At 65.8% G+C, this 19,270-nt stretch carries 15 protein-coding genes; 8 read left to right on the top strand and 7 right to left on the bottom strand.

The features are described from left to right. Nucleotides 1-78 precede the first annotated feature (78 nt). Nucleotides 79-3,213: an efflux RND transporter permease subunit gene (locus ACVI1L_RS27655; protein ID WP_076833100.1), complete on the top strand. Its 3,135-nt coding sequence runs from the start codon at nt 79-81 to the stop codon at nt 3,211-3,213. Here ACVI1L_RS27655 and ACVI1L_RS27660 read toward each other — a convergent pair. Both ACVI1L_RS27660 and ACVI1L_RS27665 read right to left on the bottom strand, forming a co-directional pair. Continuing rightward, entirely contained in the window at nt 3,206-4,174 is a 969-nt protein-coding gene (locus tag ACVI1L_RS27660; RefSeq protein WP_076833103.1) for an amidohydrolase family protein, read from the bottom strand. The two genes, ACVI1L_RS27655 and ACVI1L_RS27660, sit on opposite strands and share 8 nt — an antisense overlap. Nucleotides 4,175-4,312: 138 nt before the next feature. After that, on the bottom strand, nt 4,313-5,731 hold the full coding sequence (locus tag ACVI1L_RS27665) for a TolC family outer membrane protein (RefSeq protein WP_143271176.1): 1,419 nt from the start codon (nt 5,729-5,731) through the stop codon (nt 4,313-4,315). Between the two features lie 242 nt (nt 5,732-5,973). On the opposite strand from ACVI1L_RS27665, the gene ACVI1L_RS27670 reads away from it, so the two are divergent. Continuing rightward, the gene (locus ACVI1L_RS27670; RefSeq protein ID WP_456784340.1) at nt 5,974-7,845 is read left to right on the top strand and encodes an acetyl-CoA hydrolase/transferase C-terminal domain-containing protein; all 1,872 of its coding nucleotides are present in this window, start codon (nt 5,974-5,976) and stop codon (nt 7,843-7,845) included. A gap of 75 nt (nt 7,846-7,920) precedes the next feature. Here the strand turns inward: ACVI1L_RS27670 and ACVI1L_RS27675 are convergent, their stop codons facing one another. Together ACVI1L_RS27675 and ACVI1L_RS27680 are read right to left on the bottom strand one after the other, a co-directional pair. Further along, complete coding sequence (locus ACVI1L_RS27675; protein ID WP_016843234.1) at nt 7,921-8,700, bottom strand: enoyl-CoA hydratase; 780 nt, start codon at nt 8,698-8,700, stop codon at nt 7,921-7,923. Between the two features lie 124 nt (nt 8,701-8,824). Further along, nucleotides 8,825-9,781: a hypothetical protein gene (locus tag ACVI1L_RS27680; RefSeq protein ID WP_456784341.1), complete on the bottom strand. Its 957-nt coding sequence runs from the start codon at nt 9,779-9,781 to the stop codon at nt 8,825-8,827. Between the two features lie 49 nt (nt 9,782-9,830). Between ACVI1L_RS27680 and ACVI1L_RS27685 the strand changes: the two genes are divergently transcribed. Then, nucleotides 9,831-10,376 carry a sigma-70 family RNA polymerase sigma factor gene (locus ACVI1L_RS27685; RefSeq protein ID WP_456784342.1) on the top strand — a complete coding sequence of 182 codons (546 nt, stop codon included), beginning with the start codon at nt 9,831-9,833 and terminating at the stop codon, nt 10,374-10,376. Between the two features lie 2 nt (nt 10,377-10,378). After that, nucleotides 10,379-11,017 carry an NrsF family protein gene (locus ACVI1L_RS27690; RefSeq protein WP_141339541.1) on the top strand — a complete coding sequence of 213 codons (639 nt, stop codon included), beginning with the start codon at nt 10,379-10,381 and terminating at the stop codon, nt 11,015-11,017. Here the strand turns inward: ACVI1L_RS27690 and ACVI1L_RS27695 are convergent. Then, a complete protein-coding gene (locus tag ACVI1L_RS27695; RefSeq protein ID WP_028331661.1) occupies nt 11,014-12,120 on the bottom strand; it encodes a DUF2336 domain-containing protein in 1,107 nt (368 codons plus the stop codon). The two genes, ACVI1L_RS27690 and ACVI1L_RS27695, sit on opposite strands and share 4 nt — an antisense overlap. Nucleotides 12,121-12,176: 56 nt before the next feature. Further along, a complete protein-coding gene (locus ACVI1L_RS27700; protein ID WP_456784343.1) occupies nt 12,177-13,325 on the bottom strand; it encodes a GGDEF domain-containing protein in 1,149 nt (382 codons plus the stop codon). A 405-nt stretch (nt 13,326-13,730) separates the two neighbouring features. Between ACVI1L_RS27700 and ACVI1L_RS27705 the strand changes: the two genes are divergently transcribed. The 4 genes from ACVI1L_RS27705 to ACVI1L_RS27720 all read left to right on the top strand — a co-directional run bounded on the left by ACVI1L_RS27705 (nt 13,731) and on the right by ACVI1L_RS27720 (nt 17,784). Continuing rightward, complete coding sequence (locus ACVI1L_RS27705) at nt 13,731-14,300, top strand: sigma-70 family RNA polymerase sigma factor (protein ID WP_016843228.1); 570 nt, start codon at nt 13,731-13,733, stop codon at nt 14,298-14,300. Then, nucleotides 14,297-15,016 carry a hypothetical protein gene (locus ACVI1L_RS27710; RefSeq protein WP_168856449.1) on the top strand — a complete coding sequence of 240 codons (720 nt, stop codon included), beginning with the start codon at nt 14,297-14,299 and terminating at the stop codon, nt 15,014-15,016. The genes ACVI1L_RS27705 and ACVI1L_RS27710 overlap by 4 nt, the downstream gene beginning before the upstream one ends. Nucleotides 15,017-15,053: 37 nt before the next feature. Then, complete coding sequence (locus tag ACVI1L_RS27715) at nt 15,054-16,739, top strand: S8 family serine peptidase (protein WP_456784344.1); 1,686 nt, start codon at nt 15,054-15,056, stop codon at nt 16,737-16,739. Nucleotides 16,740-17,292: 553 nt separating this feature from the next. Then, the gene (locus tag ACVI1L_RS27720; protein WP_456784345.1) at nt 17,293-17,784 is read left to right on the top strand and encodes a TIGR03809 family protein; all 492 of its coding nucleotides are present in this window, start codon (nt 17,293-17,295) and stop codon (nt 17,782-17,784) included. A 77-nt stretch (nt 17,785-17,861) separates the two neighbouring features. Here ACVI1L_RS27720 and ACVI1L_RS27725 read toward each other — a convergent pair whose 3' ends face one another. Next, a complete protein-coding gene (locus ACVI1L_RS27725; protein ID WP_141339551.1) occupies nt 17,862-19,235 on the bottom strand; it encodes a TIGR03808 family TAT-translocated repetitive protein in 1,374 nt (457 codons plus the stop codon). Nucleotides 19,236-19,270: the final 35 nt, after the last annotated feature.

Genomic DNA, 19,270 nt, shown 5'->3' on the forward strand with positions numbered 1-19,270 from the left:
GCGACAAACGCAGAGCGCGTTTGCGCGGAGATCACGCTCAACAAGAAAATTCCCTTCCAGTTGAAAGCGCCGATCTGAATGGATCGCCTCGTCGCCCTTGCCGTCAATCGCCGCTACTTGATGGTGGCCATGTTCGTGGCCGTCTTGATCGGCGGCCTGCTCGCGTTCAAGCAGCTCAACATCGAGGCCTATCCCGATCCGACCCCGCCGATGGTCGATATCGTAACGCAGAGCCCGGGCCTCTCGGCCGAGGAGATCGAACGCTACATCACGATCCCGATCGAGACCCAGGTCGCCGGCATCAAGAACCTCAAGACCATCCGTACCATCTCGCTGTACGGCCTTTCCGACGTCAAGCTGCAGTTCTCCTTCGACTACACCTATGACGAGGCGCTGCAACAGGTGCTCAACCGCCTGTCGCAGCTCGCGCCGCTGCCGGGCAACGTGCTGCCCGGCATCTCGCCGCTCAGCCCGATCGGCGAAATCTTCCGCTACCGCCTGAAGGGACCGCCTAACTACAGCGTGCTCGACCTCAAGACGCTGCAGGACTGGGTGCTGCAGCGCCGCTTCCGCGCGGTGCCCGGCGTGATCGACGTCACCGGCTGGGGCGGCAAGACCAAGACCTACGAGATCCAGGTCGACTTCAACAAGCTGGTCGCCAACGGACTGACGCTGCCGCAGGTGCTGCAGGCGGTGTCCAACGCCAACATCAATGTCGGCGGCAACACCGTGAACATCGGCTCGCAATCGGCCGTGGTGCGCGGCGTCGGCCTGATCCGCTCGATCGACGACCTCGCCAACACCATGGTCTCGCAGTCCGGCGGCAATCCGGTGCTGGTGCGCGACATCGCCCATGTCACGATCGGCGAGAAGCCGCGGCTCGGCATCGCCGGCCTCGACAATGACGACGACATCGTGCAGGGCATCGTCCTGATGCGCCGCGGCGAGCAGAGCTCGCCGACGATTACCCGCGTCGAGCAGCTGGTCCACGACATCAACCATTCCTCGATCCTGCCGCCCGGCGTGAAGATCGAGCGGATCTACGACCGCAAGGACCTGATCGAGCTCACCACCCACACCGTGCTGCACAACATGGTGGTCGGCATCCTCCTGATCGTGCTGTTGCAGTGGATATTCCTCGGCGACCTCCGCAGCGCGCTGATCGTCGGCGCGACGATCCCGTTCGCGCTGTTCTTCGCCGTGATCATCCTGGTGCTGCGCGGCGAATCCGCCAATCTGCTGTCGGTCGGCGCGATCGATTTCGGCCTGATCGTCGATGCCACCGTGATCATGGTGGAGGCGATCTTCCGCCGGCTGTCGCAGACCACCGCGCTGTCGGAACACGAGCGAAGCCACATCTCCGAGGACACGGTGATGGGGATGAAGAGCCACGCGATCCTGTCGGCGGCCGCCGATGTGTCGCGCTCGATCTTCTTTGCCGCGGCGATCATCATCGCGGCGTTCCTGCCGCTGTTCACGCTGTCCGGCGTCGAAGGCAACATCTTCGGCCCGATGGCGCGCACCTATGCTTACGCGCTGGCCGGCGGGCTGCTGGCGACGTTCACGGTCACTCCGGCGTTCAGCGCGATCATCCTGCCGGCGCATATCCACGAGACCGAGACCTGGATCGTCAAGAAGCTCGACGCGATCTACCTGCCGGTGCTGAACTGGGCGATCGCCAACCGCAAGCTGGTGATGGCCGGCGCGGCCGGCCTCGTGGTCATGACCATCATCTTCGCGCGCTTCCTCGGCCTCGAATTCCTGCCCAAGCTGGAAGAGGGCAATCTGTGGATCCGCGCCACGCTGCCGCCGACGATCTCGCTGCAGGAGGGCAATGCCTATGTCAACGAGATGCGGAAGCTGATCCGCAGCCGTCCCGAGGTGGTGTCGGTGGTGTCGCAGCACGGCCGTCCCGACGACGGCACCGATGCGGCCGGCCTGTTCAACGCCGAATTCTTCGCGCCGCTGAAGCCGGCCAGCGAATGGCCAAATACTCACGACAAGGACGTGCTGACCGCGCAATTGCTGGCGCAGTTGCAGGAGAAATTCCCGGGCGTCGAATTCAATTTCTCGCAGTATCTGCAGGACAACGTGTCGGAAGCGGTGTCCGGCGTAAAGGGCGAGAACTCGATCAAGCTCTACGGCAATGATCTGCAGGCGCTGACCGACACCGCCAACAAGATCAAGTCGGTGCTCTCGACGGTGCAGGGCGTCACCGATCTTGCGGTGTTCACCTCGCTCGGCCAGCCGACCATCCAGATCGACGTCGATCGCGCGCGCGCCGCGCGCTATGGCCTGTCGCCGGGCGACATCAACGCCACGATCCGGGTTGCGGTCGGCGGCGACAGCGCCGGCGACCTCTATGAGCCCGGCAGCGACCGGCACTTTCCGATTATCGTCCGCCTTGCGCCGGAATATCGCAAGAGCGCGGAGGCGATCCAGAACTTGCGGATCGGGGTGGCGAACGCCAACGGCGGCATCACGCAGATACCGCTCTCCGAAGTGGCCTCGATCAACCTGATCTCCGGCGCGGCCTATATCTACCGCGAGCAGCAGGAGCGCTATTTGCCGATCAAGTTCTCGGTCCGCGAGCGTGACCTCGGCAGCGCGATCCGGGAGGCGCAGCAGAAGATCGACGAGCAGGTGCAACTGCCGCCGGGATCGCGTGTCGAGTGGGTCGGCGAGTTCGGCAATCTGCAGGACGCGATCAGGCGGCTGTCGATCGTGGTGCCGATCAGCCTCGCGCTGATCGCGGTGCTGCTGTTCTTCAATTTCGGCTCGATGGTCGACACCATGCTCGCGATGAGCGTGATCCCGATGGCGATCTTCGGCGGCGTGCTCGGGCTCCTGATCTCGGGGATTCCGTTCAGCGTCTCGGCGGCGATCGGCTTCATCGCGTTGTTCGGCATCGCGGTGATGGACGGCATCATCATCCTGTCGCAGTTCAACCAGCTGATCGACGAAGGCTACGACCGGATGCGCGCGGTGATCCGCACCGGCGAGCTGCAGCTGCGTCCGGTGCTGATGACCTGCGTGGTGGCGGGCGTCGGCCTGTTGCCGGCGGCGATTTCGGAAGGCATCGGCTCGCAGGTGCAGAAGCCGCTCGCCATCGTCGTCGTCACCGGCATGATGCTGGCGCCGCTGGTGATCCTGATCACGCTGCCGGTCTTGATCTCCTACTTCTCGCGCCGGCCGAAGGACGGCCTCAGGTGAAGCCGTAGAGCCGCGCCGGATTGTCGACCAGGATCGCCTTGCGGACCGCGGCGTCCGGCGCCCAGACCGGAAGCTGGTTGAGGAGGCGGCCGTCGTCGATCTGAAACAGCGGCGTCACGTCGGTGACCTTCTTGCCTTGCGGCGTCACCGAATCCGGGTGCGGCCAGTCGGTGCCCCAGACGATGCGCTCGGCATTGGCTGCGATCAGTGCCTGTGCCAGCGGCGTGGCGTCGGCATAATCGGGCGCAAGCTTGGAGGCGCGGTAGGCGCCGGAAATCTTGACATAGGCCTTGCCGGACTTGACCAGCGCGAGCAGGTCGGCAAATCCCGGCTGGCCTGTGCCGAGCGCGGCCTCGGCGCCGCCGAAATGGTCGAACACGACCGGCACCGGCGCTGTAGCGACAAGGTCCTTGATTGCGGAGATCATGGCGAGGCTGGTGAACAGCTGCACATGCCAGCCGCGCGCCTTCATCCGCTCGATCGCGGCCGAGAAGCGCTGCCGGCCGACATTGGGATCGTTGACGCCGCCGGTCGCGAGGTTGAGGCGGATGCCGCGGAAGCCGGCCTTGTTCATGGCATCGAGATCGCTCTCGCTGGTCTTGTCGTCGATCACGGCGACGCCGCGCGCGGTCGGCCCGCGGGCCGTGATGCCGAACAGGGTCGACGAATTGTCGGGGCCATAGACGCTCGGCGTCACGATCACCACGCGCTCGACATGGAGCGCCTTGTGCAGCGCGCTCATCTCCTCCGGCGAGGCCGGTTCCGGCGTGTAGACGCGGCCGGCGAAGAACGGGAATTTCTCGGGGTCGCCATGGATGTGGGTGTGGCAGTCGCACGCCCCGGCGGGCATGTCGAAATTCACCGCGGTCGATGGCTGCGCTGCCTTGGAAAATGCGTTGCTGCTGGTCATGGTCACTCCGGCTGCGATGGAAGCCAGCATCATATCGCGTCGCGTCAGCATTGGACGTCTCCCTGCGTGCTCGGCTGTTATGCGCGTCATACGCGCGCCGGCATTATGGGTTGCCGGCGGGGGCGGAGGTTATCGGCGGAGAGAGCGGGCGGGAAGGGCCCGTTCGCGGTGCGAACGGTTCCACGATGCCTATTGTCCCGACGGCGTGCGCAGGCCGTGCCAGGCGTCGCGCACCTGATGGTAGTGCACCTCGGGCAGATAGTCCGGCGTCTTCAGGTTCAGCGTCTTGACGTCGAGGCGCCCGGTCGCGCTGAGCAGCGTGTAGGAGGCGATCACGCGGTCGCGCTGCGCACCGATCAGCCGTGCTCGCGCGGTGATCAGATCCTGCTGCGCGTTGAGCACGTCGACCGTGGTGCGCTGGCCGCCCGCGGCTTCTTTCTGCACGCCAGCCAGCGCAACCTCCGCGGCCTTCATCTCGGACTCGGAAGCCGACACCGCGATCTTGGCGCCCTCATTGGCGACCCACGCGCTGACCACGGCGGTCTTGGCCTGATTGCGGACCTGATCCAGCACCAGCCGGCTCTGCGCCGCGACCTCCTTGGTCTGCCGGGTCTGCGATGCGGCGGTGCCGCCGTCATAGATCGGCTGCGTCACCTGACCGATCACCGAGGCTTGATCGGTGCCGAAGCTGCCGAGCGTGGTGTCGGTGTCGCGGCTGCGGCTGACGCTGCCCTGCACGGAGACATTCGGCATCAGGCTGCTCTCGGCGACGCGAATCGAGGTCGAGGCGACGTCGACGTCGAAGCCTGCCGCGGTGACGGCGGGATGCTCGCGGAGCGAGAGCGCGATCGCATCCTCGCGGCTGCGCGGCAACAGCCGGTCGATGGTCTCGGCCGGGCGCAACTGGGATGGTGCGTTGCCGACCACCTGCGCATAGGTGGCCTGGCTGATCGCGTAATTGACCTCGGCGGCGTTGAGATCGGCAAGGCCGCGGTTGAGCCGCGCCTCGGCCTGGGCGGTATCGGTCGGCGTCACGTCGCCGGCATTAAGGCGCCGTTCGGTGATTGCCCGGGTCTCCTTCAGGAAGGCGACGTTGGCGCGCTGCGCCTCGACCAGGGTCTGGTTGGCCAGGACGTTGGTGTAGGCGGTGACCGCGTCGAGCAGCACACCCTGGCCGACATTGCGCAACGCCTCGCGGCCGGACTGCACCTGCAACTCGGCGACGCGGACGCTGTTGGCGGTCTTGAAGCCGTTGAACAGGGTCTGCGTCACCGTGACGCCGATCTGCCACGGCTTCAGCGTTGCGGTCTGGATCACATTGCCGGGCAGCTGGTCGCGCACCGCTTGCAGACCAACCGACAGGCCGGCGATGATCTGGGGACGGTAGCCGGCCAGCGCCTGCGGCACGTTCTCGTCGGTCGCACGCTGGCGCGCCCGTTCGGCGTTGAGTTGCGGATTGGTCTGATACGCCTTGACCAGGGCGTCCGGCAGGCTCTCGGCGCGTGCCGCGGTCTCCGTCAGCAGCGCACATGCCAGCGCGCCAAGGCCGATGCCCGACAAAAGCACGCGCCTCGCTACGTCGCCGACCCTCGCGGCACGCTCAACCATGTGATCCCGCAAACCAAAACTCCGGCAGTGCGCCCCCGCCGACGCCGCCGACACATCTACCTGTTTACGGGGCGGTGCCGCCACAGACAAACCGCCGCGCGACATCTGCACATCATTTCAGTTCTTGTCTGTTGCCGGTTCGTCACAGGCGCACGTATCGGTCATATGAAGTATAAGTTTGAACCGCCGGCCGTCGATTCAACGATGCCGGTTATCCACCGTCTCTTCCGGGTCCATTGCTGATGCCGATATTCTTCTCCGACCCCGAGGCGATCGCGGAGCACATCATTCGTGACGTCGGAACCGAACTGGTGGTCGGGCTGCCGCTCGGCCTCGGCAAGGCCAACCACATCGTCAACGCGCTGTATGCGCGAGCAGTGGCCGACCGCTCCATCAACCTGACGCTGTTCTCCGCGCTGACGCTGGAAAAGCCGAAGCCGAAGAGCCTGCTCGAACGGCGCTTCATCGGACCGGTGATCGATCGCCTGTTCGGCGGCTATCCAGATCTCGCCTACGCGGATGCGCTGCATCACGGCGCACTTCCGCCCAACATCAAGGTGATCGAGTTCTTCTTCCTCGCGGGGCAGTGGCTGCACCAGCCATTCGCGCAACAGCACTACATTTCCGCCAACTATACCCATGCGGCGTCATATTTGTTGTCGCGCGGACTGAATGTCGTGCTTCAGCTCGTTGCCAAGCGCATGGTCGACGGCGTGCCGCGCTACAGCCTGAGCTGCAACACCGACACCACGCTCGACGTGCTGCGCGCCCGTGCGCAGGGGCGGGCGTCGTTCAAGCTGATCGGCCAGGTCAATTCCGAGCTGCCCTTCATGCCCGGCGCCGGCGACCTGCCGGCGGATGAATTCGCCGCGGTGCTCGACAGTCCCGAGACCGATTTCCCGCTGTTCGCGCCGCCGTCCGAGCCGATCAGCGACACCAAATATGCGATCGGCTTGCACGCCGCCGGTCTGGTCCGCGACGGCGGCACGTTGCAGATCGGCATCGGGCAGGTCGGCGACGCGCTGGCACAGGGGCTCGTGGTCCGCCATCGCGACAACGCCCAATTCCACGGCATCATGCAGCGCCTTGCGCCCGGTACCAGGCAACCCGCCGCGGCCGAGACCGGGTCGTTCGAAAAGGGTCTCTACGGCGTCAGCGAGATGCTGTTCGAGGCGTTCCTCGGGTTGATCGACGCCGGCATCCTCAAGCGCGAGGTCGGCGGCGTGATCCTGCACGGCGCATTCTTCCTGGGCCCGCCATCATTCTACCGGGCGCTGCGCGAGATGGCACCGGAGCAGCTGGCGCGAATCCAGATGATGCCGGTTTCCTTCACCAACGAGATCTTCGGCGACGAGGACGACAAGCGTCGCGCCCGGGTCGATGCGCGCTTCGTCAACAATGCGATGATGGCGACGCTGCTCGGCGCTGCGATCTCGGACGGTCTCGAGAACGGCCAGGTCGTGAGCGGGGTCGGCGGCCAGTACAATTTTGTGGCGCAGGCATTCGCGCTCGAGGGCGCACGTTCTGTGCTGGCGCTGGAGGCGACCCGTCAGTCCGGCAAGCAAGCGCAGTCGAACATCCGCTGGTCCTATGGACATGAGACCATCCCGCGGCATCTGCGCGATGTCTTTGTCACGGAATATGGCGTTGCCGACGTCAGGGGGAAATCCGATGCCGACGTGATCGCCGCGATGCTGCAGGTCTCGGACTCCCGCTTCCAGGGCGAATTGATGCGGCGGGCAAAGGATGCCGGCAAGCTGCAACGCAGCTACGAGATTCCTGCGGCGCATCGCGAAAATTATCCCGAGCGCATCGGCGATGCGCTGAGGCCCGCGCGCGATGCCGGGCTGCTGCCGTCATTCCCGTTCGGCAGCGACTTCACCGATGTCGAGCAGCGGTTGATTCCGGCCTTGCAGATCTTGCAGCAGGCGCAGCACACGCCGCTGCAACTCGCCGGCCTGCTGTGGCAGGGCATGCGACATCCGCCCGATGCCGCCGACCGCGAATGCCTGGCGCGGCTCGGTCTCGACAAGCCGACGCATTTCGCCGAGCGCGCCTATCGCGCGCTCGTCACCGCGGCATTGCAACGGAGCCGAATGGCTAAAGCGCGATGAGATCATCGCGCCTTAGCCTGTTGTCTGAGCATGATCTTGTCCGGAAAACCGCTTCGCACTTTTCCGGATCATGCTTTAGCGGTTCTTGTTGACCGGCTTGCGCTTCTCGATGAACGCCGCCATGCCCTCGGAGCGATCCTCGAGCGCGAAGGTCGAGTGGAACAGATTGCGCTCGACATTCATGCCCTCTGCGAGCGGCGTCTCGAACGCGCGGTTGACGGCTTCCTTGGCCATCGCGACCGCCGGGCGCGACATCGAGGCGATCTTCTCGGCTGCCGCGAGCGCCTCCTCGAGCAGCTTGTCGGCCGGCACGATCCGCGACACGAGGCCCGAGCGCTCGGCTTCCGCCGCATCCATCATCCGCCCGGTCAGGCAGAGGTCCATCGCCTTCGACTTGCCGATCGCACGGGTCAGGCGCTGCGTGCCGCCGATGCCGGGAATGGTGCCGAGGGTGATTTCCGGCTGGCCGAACTTGGCGGTGTCGGCGGCGATGATGATGTCGCACATCATCGCGAGCTCGCAGCCGCCGCCGAGCGCATAACCCGCGACCGCGGCAATGGTCGGCTTGCGGCAACGGGCGACGCGGTCGCCGCCGATGGCGGTGAAATCGCTGTTGAACATGTCGATGAAGCCTTTCGGCTGCATCTCCTTGATGTCGGCGCCGGCCGCGAAGGCCTTCTCGCTGCCGGTGATCAGGATACAGCCGATCTTGTCGTCGGCCTCGAGATCGTCGACCGCCGCGGCGATCTCGCGGAACACGCCGAACGAGAGCGCATTCAGCATTTTCGGCCGGTTCAGCGTGATGACGCCGACCGGTCCCTTGCTTTCGACAATGATGAATTCGAACGTAGCCATGGACGCAAACCCCGTGCCTGATTTGCCGGGCAATGTGCCCGCTGACGGGATGCGCTTCAAGTGGCTGAAACGAGGCTTTGGGCTGCGGTGCGGCGCCCCCCGCGCCGCACCGCAGGTGCCTCCGCTAGGCCATGAACATGCGCGCGGCGGAGGCCACCGTGAGCAAAGCGCCGAACCCGATGAAGATCTTCCCGATCAGCGAGGTCTGGTCCCAGCTCGCGCTGTCGCTGCTCGCCAGAACCGGGGCCGGCTTGGGTGCAGCCACGGCAACCGTCGGCGGCGGCGCCGGCGATGCCTCCTGAGCGGTCTGCGGCTGGGCCGGCTGCGGCTGTTCCGCCGGCTGCTCCTGCTGCAGGGCTCGGTCGACCTCGTTGAGCTGGTCGGATGCGACCACATTACCGTCGGACTGGTCTGCGGGCTTGTCGGCCGCGGCAATCAACACATTGGCTTTCACCGGCGTCGCCGCTGCATTGTCGTCGCCGGAGGTCAGCTCCGCATTGGCGTTGGCGACGGTGGCGGGAATGCCTGCCGAGGTGACCCTGCCGGCGTCGTTATTGGTGGCCTTCTTGCTGTCGGATTTGTCGGCGGTCTTGTCAGCGGTCCTGGAGGACCGGTGGCGTGCCGAGCGCCGGCCATGCCGCGAACTCTGCTCGGCAGACTTGTCGGTCGTTGCGCTGTCGGATTTCGATGCCGATGCGTCCGATCCGGCCGCATGCGCCGGCAACGGAGCCGCGAGACACACAAGAAGCCCTGTCAGTCCTGTCGCAACCATCAATGCCAAGCGCCCGCTGGCTTTGATCTTCATTTTGATGATCTCCCCATGTCGCCCGCCCAAGGGCGAAAAGAGACCCCGCTGCGTGTCCGCACCGGGGCAGAAAAAGGGAATCTTCGGGCATCCGGGGGCAAAAGCTGGGCAATTTCTTCCCAGTGGCCCATCGACGGCAGCAGCACCGATGCTTGTCGGACCGATCGGTGTTATGAGCCGTGACGTCTGGAAACCCGCCGGAGCGATTCTTTGAGGCCGATCCTCGGCGCGGTCTTGCTGGAGGATAGAGATCACGAATTCGTGATCGTCTGGCATGCCGCGTAACGAACTGAAAGATCGGCCGAATTGCAATTCAGGAGCCTGCGTGCGCGAACGTGAGGATGAATGGACCGGCCTGATGCGGTCGGCCATTTCAGGCGATGATGCGGCGTACCATCGCCTGCTCAAGGCCATCACGCCGGTACTCCGTGCTACGGCGCGCCGCGGCCTGGCGCGCGCGGGACAACCGGTCGATCAGTCCGAGGACATCGTGCAGGACATCTTGTTGGCGGTACATTTGAAGCGACAGACCTGGGACACCAGCGCGGCGTTCGCGCCGTGGCTGTTCGCGATCGCGCGCAACAAGCTGATCGACGCGCTGCGCCGCCGCGGCAAGCGGATCTTCGTCAACATCGATGATTTCGCCGAGACGCTGCCCGGGGAAACACCGGAACCGACGGCCTCACCGGGCGAGGTGAGCGCCCAGTTGCAGGCTTTGCCCGCGCGGCAGCGCGAGGTGCTGCGATCGATTGCGGTCGACAGCGCCTCGATCAAGGACACCGCGGCGAAATTCTCGATGACCGAGGGCGCGGTGCGAGTCGCGCTGCATCGCGGGCTTGCGAGCCTCACTGCGAAATTACGGGATCGATGAGCATGGACACCGATCAACTCATTCGAACCCTGGCCGCCGACAATGCCTATCGCTCGCGTCCGATCGGTCTTGCGCTGATGCTGGCACTACTAGCGGCGGCGCCGGTCTCGCTTCTGATCTTCTTCGCCGAACTCGGCGTGCGGCCCGACGTGATGATCGCGATGCACAATCCGTTCTTCGACCTGAAATTCGCCGTGACGCTGGCGCTTGCCGCCTCGGCGATCGCGGTCAGCCTGCATCTGTCGCGCCCGGAGGCTTCGCTGCGCGGCTTCGGCTGGTGGCTGCTGATTCCCGCCGGCATCCTCGTCGCCGCCATCAGCGGCGAGATGATGATGCCGCAGCGGACGCCGATGATGACGCGGCTGATCGGCAAGAATTCGATGGCCTGCATGACCGCGATCCCCGCGATGTCGCTGCCGCTGCTGGTCGGCGCGTTGTACGGGCTGCGGCAGGGCGCGCCGGCGCGGCCGGCGGTCGCCGGTGCGATAGCCGGCCTGCTCTCGGCAGGGCTGGCGGCAACCGTCTACGCGTCGCACTGCACGGATGACTCGCCGCTGTTCGTCGCCACCTGGTACACGCTGGCGACCGCGATCGTCGCGAGCGTCGGCGCACTGATGGGAAACCGGGCGCTACGCTACTAGGCCGCTGGCGCGGACTGCTGCATGCGATGGAAGCGCAGCACCTGCTGCGCGGTCGACGGCCGCAGCCGCTCATAGGTGTCCTTGCAGGCCTGCAGATCGGTCGGCTCGCCGCCCGAGATGTCGTCGCGCAGGTTGATGATCGCCCGCACCGTCGACCATGACAGGCCCGAGACCTTGGCCAGGATCATGACGCCCTCGGCGCGGGTTTCGATCATCATGTTCTCGGCGACGCTGACCGAGACGTTGGCGAGCGCGGCGAGCGAGGCATTGGTCTCGTCGAACTTGCCGGCCTCGGCGAAGGCCGCGAGCTGGAATTCGTCGAGCCGGCCGTCCTGGTAGAGCGACTTGACCAGCGCATGCGCGATCGTGGTGTCCGGCGTCACGGCGGCCGGCGCCGAGCGCGCGCGTCGCGTCGCTTCCTTCACCGCGATCGGAATCTCCTTGGCCTGCTGCGGATTGGCAGCCTCGAGCCGCTGCCTGACCGCGTCCGAGGCCTTGGCGACCAGCTTGAGATAGAGATGCCGCGGGATGTTCGGGCGCAGCCCGACGCAGGTCGACAGATTGTCGTCGCCCTCGGCGCGGCTGACCAGGCGGGTGAAGCCGCGCTCGGTGAATTCCGCGCCGGGATTGTTGACCGCGCTCTGGATCACCTCGTCATTGCCGCGCAGCACCAGCACGTCGGTGACGGCGCCGCTCAGCGTCTTGCGGTTCGAGATCGCGAGCAGATGCGCCTGGCTCTTGCTGCGCGCCGTTTCGATCAGGGTGTCGTCGTCGAGCCGCGGCGACAGCGTCAGCACGGGGCCCGCGACCTCGATCAGGTCGTCGAAGGCAAGGGTGCGGATGGTCTGCGGCGGTGCGGTATCGATCGGGGCGAGGCGGTCGGCGAGCAGCGCCTTGGCCGAGTTTTCGATGTGCTCGAGCAGGCATTGGAAAACATCATCGAACAGCACGATCTGCTCGTTGGAATAGTTCACCGAGCCGTTGATGAATAGGTCGGTCACGCGGCGCAGCGTCTCGACGCGGCGTGCGACGGTGCCGTGTGCGAGCGTCGTCTGCAGCTCATCGAGCAGACTTTCGGGAGCGGTCTCGGGCTTCAAACTCATGACTCTGTCCTGGAGCGGCGGCGACGGCTTCTCCGGCGCCGAAGAGGAAAAGGATTTCAGCCGCTGGCGATGCGGTTGCGTCCCCTGGCCTTGGCTGCGTAAAGCGCGCCATCGGCGCGGGCGAGCAACGTATCGGAGTTTTCGCGCGGCTTGAGCGTCGTGACGCCCGCGGAGATCGTCACCCGCATGCCGGGCGAGAATGCGCTCCAGTCGAGATCGGCGATGATCGCGCGCAGCCGCTCGAGCGCGCGCATCGCCTGATCCTGCGACAGGTCGGGCAGCACCAGCAAAAATTCCTCGCCGCCGTAACGGCCGAAGCGATCGACGCTGCGGAGGTTGGCGAACATGCCGATGGCGAAGGTGCGCAGCGCCTCGTCGCCGATCGGATGGCCGTAGACGTCGTTGATGCGCTTGAAATGGTCGAGGTCGATCAGCGCGACCGCGCAGGAGCTGCCGTTGCGCGCGCAGCGCGCGATCTCCTCTTCGAGAGTGCGCATGATGCTGCGGCGATTGGAGGCGCCGGTCAGTTCATCGAGCTCCGCGAGCTCCTCGATGCGCCGGTAGGCCTCCTTCAGCTTCAGCCCGCTCTGGTACAGCGATTGCTGCATCGAACTGGAGAAGATGCCGAGGCACATGCAGCGCCCGATCGTCAGCGCGAACACCAGCATGGTGGCGAGGCGATCGATCCGGGTCGCGGTCGGCATCCCGATCGCCTTGTCGGTGCCGAGGAACAGCGCGGCGAGGCCCAGCACCATGACGGTCCAGACGATCGCAGTCTGCCGCGCCGAGGTGCGCAGCGCGCCGAAGCCGAACACCACGAACAGGTTGCAGAGAAACAGCACGCCGACTTCCGGCGCGATGTAGGTGAACACCAGCAGGTTCACCATGTTGATCGCCGATTGCGGCGCGACCAGATAGTGGTCGCGGAAGCGCTCGTGAAAGCCGCGCTCGGAGAGCACCACATAGACGGCGACCAAAGACAGACCGGTCAGCGCGTAGGCGGCCGCCACCCAAGCCGACGTGGTGCCGCCATGCGCGTAGATCAGCAGCACGACGGCGTCGAGCACGAAGCAGGCCGCGATCATCGACTGGATCTGGCGGCGCTGCTTGGCCCGGCGCGCCAGGCGCTCGGCCGTCAGCCTGGGACGGCCGCTTTCCGATGCGCCCGCGATCGGACTGGGAAGTGACGACGCAGCGCTGCCCATGGTCTCGCCATTGGTGAAGTCCGGCGAAAATCTACGTGGGAAAGCCTTTAGGTTTGGTATCTTTTGGAACCGAATCTACCCCGGTGTAGCCCGGTCATCGCCCTTGTTTCGTAAGGGGAATCCGCTCGCAGAGGCGAGACGGGAGCGATGTGCGGCAAGCCTGCGCTGTGACGGTGCTGGCGTGCCGATAAAGCCTTGGTATGGTCGCGCCGGATGGTGCCTGTCCGCGAGAGTTTCCACTATTATGATACCGTTTATCGAGTCTCGGCTGATTTTTTCTCATTGGAAGCGCCGACTGTGGCATAGATCACACATGCAGTGCGGACATTGCCGTAATGTGAAGAATCTTGGCTCTCGCGTCGAACCACGCACCGCCCCCTTCAGACCAACTTTGCGAGACGGGCATTGAGCGCGACACAGGCGGCTTCAGACGACGTTCTGATCGCTCGGATCGCTCAAGGCGACCGGCTTGCCATGCAGGTGCTGTACGGGCGGCACCATGTCAGGGTGTACCGCTTCGGGCTTCGGCTCGTGCGGGACGAACAGGTGGCGGAAGATCTCATCAGCGAGGTCTTCCTGGACGTGTGGCGTCAGGCGGGCAAGTTTGAGGGACGATCCGCCGTTTCGACCTGGCTTCTGGCGATTACCCGGTTCAAGGCGTTGTCTTCGCTGCGGCGAAGGAAGGACGCCGAGCTGGACGATGAGGCCGCGAACGCGATCGAGGACACGTCCGACGATCCGGAAACGGTGGTGCAGAAGAAGGACACCGGTGACACGCTGCGTAGGTGCCTGACGGGACTATCGGCGGAACATCGGGAAATTGTCGATCTTGTCTACTATCACGAGAAATCCGTGGAAGACGTCGCTGAGATCGTGGGGATTCCGGAGAATACCGTGAAGACGCGCCTGTTCTATGCGCGCAAGAAACTTGCCGAGTTGCTGAAGGCAGCCGGTGTCGAGCGAGGTTGGCCATGATGGCTGCGAGAACAAAGGTGCAAGAGCCTGACGATATCGAGATGCTGCTGCCCTGGCACGCGGCCGGCACGCTGAACGCGCGTGACACGCGCCGCGTCGAGGACGCGCTTGCGAGCGATCCGGAGCTCGCCCGGCAGTATGCCGTCATTCGCGAGGAATATGCCGAGACCATCGGCCTCAACGAGAGCCTCGGTGCGCCCTCGGCGCGCGCGATGCAGAAGCTGTTCGCCGCGATCGATGCCGAGCCGGAGCACAAGCCGTCGATGCGCTCGCGCATGTCGGCCTCCGTCTCGGAGTTCTTTTCGAAATTGTCGCCGCGGACGCTGGCGTGGTCGTCCGGCCTCGGTGCGGTCGTGGTGTTGTTGCAGGCGGGCGTGATCGGCGCGGTGCTGATGCGCAGCCAGCCGGCCTTGTTCCAGACGGCGTCGCTCGATGTCGCCGAGCGCAGTGCGCCGGTCGCGCCCAGTGCGCCGATCACGCGCGACCTCGGCGCCAGCGTGGCGGCGACGCCGACCCGGCTGCTGGTGCGCTTCATACCCGATGCCAGGGTCGCCGACATCACGTCGCTGCTCGACAATTACCAGGCCTCGATCCTCGACGGGAAGGGCGGGATGTTCCGGCTGCAGTTCCGCGCAATGGACAAGAGCAGCGTCGCTGCGCTGATTGCGCGTTTGCAGAAGGAGAAGATCGTCAGCCTCGCGGTCGAAACGCCGTAATCGGCGGCTGACGGTTCTGCGCCGAGTTGAGGTCACCATGGCCGCCAACGGCCGGACCAGATCGACGAACCACGCGATCGCCGCAGCCGCAGCATTGTTGCTGGTCTGTGTTGCCGGCTCCGCCTCCGCCCAGAATTTCATGCGATCGCCGACCGGTGGCGGCGCGCCACAGGTCTCGCCCGGGTTGCGGGCCAATCCCGGCATCGGAAAGCTTGGTGGCAATCCCGCCGGCGGGTTCGGCGGCCCAGTTGGCCGCATGCCGCCGCTATCGGTGGACCGTGGCCCGGCCTCGTCGTGGACCGACGATGGGCCGCGACCGCGCGTGCCGCCCCCTGTGCGCCCCGCGCCCCGTCTCTCCGCTAATTGCGATGACGGCGATCGAGGCCAATGTTCCGACCGGCCGGTCGCCGGCAACGGCGGCAAGGGCGCAACGCGGAAGGGCAGGGCCGGCGGTGGCGGCAGTTTGCGTGCACAGGATGCGTCGAGCGTGCGAACCCTGCCGAATGAGCTCGTGGCCGAAATCGACGGTGCATTGACGGAGGCGGAAGCAGATGCACTCGCACGCCGTCATGGGTTGAGGCGGATCGCCTCGCAGAATGTCGCGCTGCTGGATGCGACGATCGGCCTGTTCCGCATCCTGGGCAATCGTTCGGCCGAAACGGCGAGCCGCGAGCTCGCAAGCGATGCCGGCGTCCGCTCCGTACAGCCCAACTACCGTTACGCGCTGCAGGACCAGAAGGCGTCGGGCGGCAGCGATCCGGCGCAATATGCCCAGACACAGCTGCATCTGCCCGCGGCTCACAAGCTGGCGCGCGGGATGAATGTCACCATTGCCGTGATCGACTCCGGCGTCGACGCCGCCCATCCGGAATTGGCGAACACGGTCGCCGATACGTTCGATGCGCTCGGCAGCAAGGATGCTCCAAACGCCCACGGCACCGCCATTGCCGGCGCGATTGCGGCGCGTGTCAGGCTCACGGGGAGCGCGCCGGAAGTGCGGATCCTGGCGATCTGCGCCTTCGGTGCGGTCGCGGGCGGCGCCGGGAGCACCTCCTATGTGATCCTCAGGAGCCTCGACTACGCGGTGGCGCATGGCGCGCAGATCGTGAACATGAGCTTCGCCGGACCGAAGGACGCCCTGGTCGAGCGCGCGGTGGCCGCTGCCGTGATGCGGGACGTCGTGCTGGTCGCCGCGGCCGGCAATGCCGGCGCGACATCGCCGCCGCTGTATCCGGCCGCCCATCCCGATGTGATCGCGGTGAGTGGCACCGATGCCGGCGACCGGCTGATGGCGGCCTCGAACCGCGGCAGCCATATCGCGCTGGCGGCCCCGGGCGCCGACCTCCTCGCGCCGGTGCCCGATGGCAAATACCAGCTGATGTCGGGCACCTCGTTTTCGGCCGCGTTCGTCAGCGGCATCGCGGCCTTGGTGCTGGAACGCAATCCGGCATTGAAGCCCGCCGAGGTGCGACGGGTCCTGGCCAGCACGGCGCGCGATCTCGGGACACCTGGACGTGACGATCTGTTCGGTGCAGGGGAGGCGGACGCGCTTGCCGCGGTGATGGCGGCGACCAGTGCGCCCGGTGCCTCTGCCGCGGACAAACCGTCGCAGCCTGCACAGCAGGCCGACAGCAATAACACTTCCGTGAGCCGCACGTCGAATGAACCCGCGCCGTCGATCGCATCGGAGGATTCCGCTGCAAATCGCCGTGCTGCGCAGTGATTTTCGACGCCGAACGCCGGCAACGGTGCGATGGAACCGCGGCGCGAGAAGGTTAAAAAAATCGCCGGCGATTTGAACGTCCGCCTTCCTCTCACGACTTATGTGTGTGGGAGCGGTTTATCCCTCCCCGGCTATATCAGGCGCGAGCGCCCATCCACCCCAAGCGCCCATATGGCTTTGACCCGTCCGGTTGTCCCCCCGGACGGGTCTTTCATTTTGGGGGTCCCTTGTGTGACGGACTCGACGGTGCGCGGCGCGATGGCGCCGACCGATCGCAACGGGATGGGCAAACGCGCGACGGCTGCGACGGTTTGCTGTGGATCATTCCGCCCCAGGAGCGGTGCGCATCGCCACCACGGCAAGTCGATGACTTGAGGCAGTTCGAGCGAGAAACTCCGTAGTAGAGCGGACTTCTTCGATCGCCCGTTCGCGACTAAGAATTTAGTTAGACTTTATTTACCTTTTCCACAGAATATCGGCGTCGCGTCCAGTTGATTCGGTTCGGTTCGTTCGGTTGCGTCTGCGTCCGTTTCTTTTCCTGCGGGCAATTTGAATGACACATCGGACCGACGTGGCCAGAGGCCAGGAGATCGTTGCACGCTGGTGCAACCTCGCCGAGCAAAGGCTGGAGCACCTTACCGAACTGTTCGATACCGGGCGCTGGCGGCGCTATCACAGCGAGCAGGCCTTTCTCGAGAACATCAGGGAAGCCCGCGCCGCGGTCGACATCTGGCGCGAATTGCTGACCCGCGAAGCCTCGCTCGACAATTCGCCGATCGATCTGTCCTGGCTCGGTCGCGGCAGGTCGAAACTGCCGCCGGCCGCCATCTCGCCGCCGCCCGCGCGCCGGCCGGAGGCTGCGGTCCAGGCCGAGGCGGCGATGAAAGCGGTCGCGGCCGCGCTGGAAACGGCGGCCGAGGTGCTGGAGCAGCCGCCCACGGTCGCCGACGCGCCGCCGCTGGAGATGCCGCCGGTCATGCCGCCGCCGGTGCTCGATCTCGACACCATCCAGCGGCGCTATCCACTGCTGCGCAACACGCTGTAGGCGACCGCTCTCGCTTATTTTTTGAGCGTGATCTCCGTGCTTGTCGCGAGGAAAAACCGCTTCGCCCTTTTCCGGATCTAGCGCCGCACCGCGTTCGCGCCGACCACGAGCTGCGCATATTGCTGGGCGCCGCCTGCCGACAGATCCGGCGTGATTGGGCGGGCATGGTCGAGCCCGACCACCGCGCCGCGCGGGGTTTCCGAGATCATGTTGTTGTTGATCAGCGCGGTGCCGGCGCCCGGCACTACCGAGACGCCGATGCCGACGAAGGCGTTGCGGACCACGTTGCCTGATATTGCGACATCGCGCAGGTACTTGCCCCAGCCGGCGGCGATGCCGAAGGTCGGCGCGTTCTCGATCACATTGCCGGTCACGGTGCTGTCGGCCTCGACATAGATGCCGATGCCGGCGCCGTCGTTCGGGTCGGTGCCTGCAGGGCGCTTCGGCAGCAGGTTGCGGATGATGTTGCCCTGGACCACCGCAATGCGGCCGCCCTCGTTGAAATTGCACACGGAGACGCCGATCGCCGCGCCGTCGACGGTGTTGTTGGCGATCACCGCGGCCTCGAACGAGAACTCCGAATAGAGCGCGACCTCGCGGACATTGCTGACGCTGTTGTCGGTGATGTGGATGTTGGAGGCCGAATTGCCGCGCACCGCCGAGAAGTCGCAGTTCTTGATGCGGTTGCCGCGCACGATCACGTTGCCGGCGCGGAAGGCGTTGATGGCGTTGCCGTACTGCCCGGAGCCCCCGGGGCCGGCCTTGATGTCCTCGATGCGGTTGTCTGCGACGATCGAGCCGTCGTCGCCGATCGCGGTGCGCAGGATCTCGATGCCGTTGTCGTTGGTGCCCTTAATGGTGTTGCGCGACACCATCAGGCCCAGCGCGTCGAACGACACCAGCGCCGTGGTCGCGATCTCGGTGAAGACGTTGTTGCTGACGTCGCCCGACATCTGCTCGAACCAGATGCCGTTGCCGCCGCTGCCGGTGAACCGGCAATCGGTGATGCGGATGTCGCGGCCCGATAGGCAGTGCACGAGGCCGCGCCGGTTCGGCAGCGGGACGTTGCCGCCGTCGAAGGTGAGGCCCATCAGGACGACGCCGCCGGCGCCTTCGCCCTCCAGCAGCGAGGCGCCGCCGTTGAACACCAGCCGGCTGGCGCCGCGCACGCCGATTAGCTGGCTGCCGGGCGCAAGCCGCAACAGGCCGGTGCGGTAGACGCCGGGCGGGAACGCCAGCGGCACCTGCGCCCGCGCGGCGTCGTCGATCGCGCGCTGCAGATTGCGGGTCTGGTCGTCCGGGCTGCCGGGGTGCACGCCATATTGCGTGACGTCGCGGCCGAGCGAGCCGGTCGATGGCGCGGCGGCACGCGCGGCGTCCGGCGACATCGCAAGCGCGCCGGCTGCGCCGGCGGCGGTTACTCCGATCAGATGGCGGCGGTTGACGTCCATGGGCAAGGCCCTCGCAACATTCGCGAGCGGTGACG

This window comes from Bradyrhizobium sp. USDA 4516, from assembly GCF_054055915.1.

Bases quoted from the DNA above. Each gene is read 5' to 3' on its own strand.
- ACVI1L_RS27690 (WP_141339541.1), top strand. From the start codon at position 10,379: ATGGACACCGATCAACTCATTCGAACCCTGGCCGCCGACAATGCCTAT.
- ACVI1L_RS27715 (WP_456784344.1), top strand. From the start codon at position 15,054: ATGGCCGCCAACGGCCGGACCAGATCGACGAACCACGCGATCGCCGCA.
- ACVI1L_RS27675 (WP_016843234.1), bottom strand. From the start codon at position 8,700: ATGGCTACGTTCGAATTCATCATTGTCGAAAGCAAGGGACCGGTCGGC.
- ACVI1L_RS27700 (WP_456784343.1), bottom strand. From the start codon at position 13,325: ATGGGCAGCGCTGCGTCGTCACTTCCCAGTCCGATCGCGGGCGCATCG.
- ACVI1L_RS27665 (WP_143271176.1), bottom strand. From the start codon at position 5,731: ATGGTTGAGCGTGCCGCGAGGGTCGGCGACGTAGCGAGGCGCGTGCTT.
- ACVI1L_RS27655 (WP_076833100.1), top strand. From the start codon at position 79: ATGGATCGCCTCGTCGCCCTTGCCGTCAATCGCCGCTACTTGATGGTG.
- ACVI1L_RS27720 (WP_456784345.1), top strand. From the start codon at position 17,293: ATGACACATCGGACCGACGTGGCCAGAGGCCAGGAGATCGTTGCACGC.
- ACVI1L_RS27660 (WP_076833103.1), bottom strand. From the start codon at position 4,174: ATGCTGACGCGACGCGATATGATGCTGGCTTCCATCGCAGCCGGAGTG.
- ACVI1L_RS27670 (WP_456784340.1), top strand. From the start codon at position 5,974: ATGCCGATATTCTTCTCCGACCCCGAGGCGATCGCGGAGCACATCATT.
- ACVI1L_RS27710 (WP_168856449.1), top strand. From the start codon at position 14,297: ATGATGGCTGCGAGAACAAAGGTGCAAGAGCCTGACGATATCGAGATG.
- ACVI1L_RS27695 (WP_028331661.1), bottom strand. From the start codon at position 12,120: ATGAGTTTGAAGCCCGAGACCGCTCCCGAAAGTCTGCTCGATGAGCTG.
- ACVI1L_RS27725 (WP_141339551.1), bottom strand. From the start codon at position 19,235: ATGGACGTCAACCGCCGCCATCTGATCGGAGTAACCGCCGCCGGCGCA.
- ACVI1L_RS27680 (WP_456784341.1), bottom strand. From the start codon at position 9,781: ATGCCAGACGATCACGAATTCGTGATCTCTATCCTCCAGCAAGACCGC.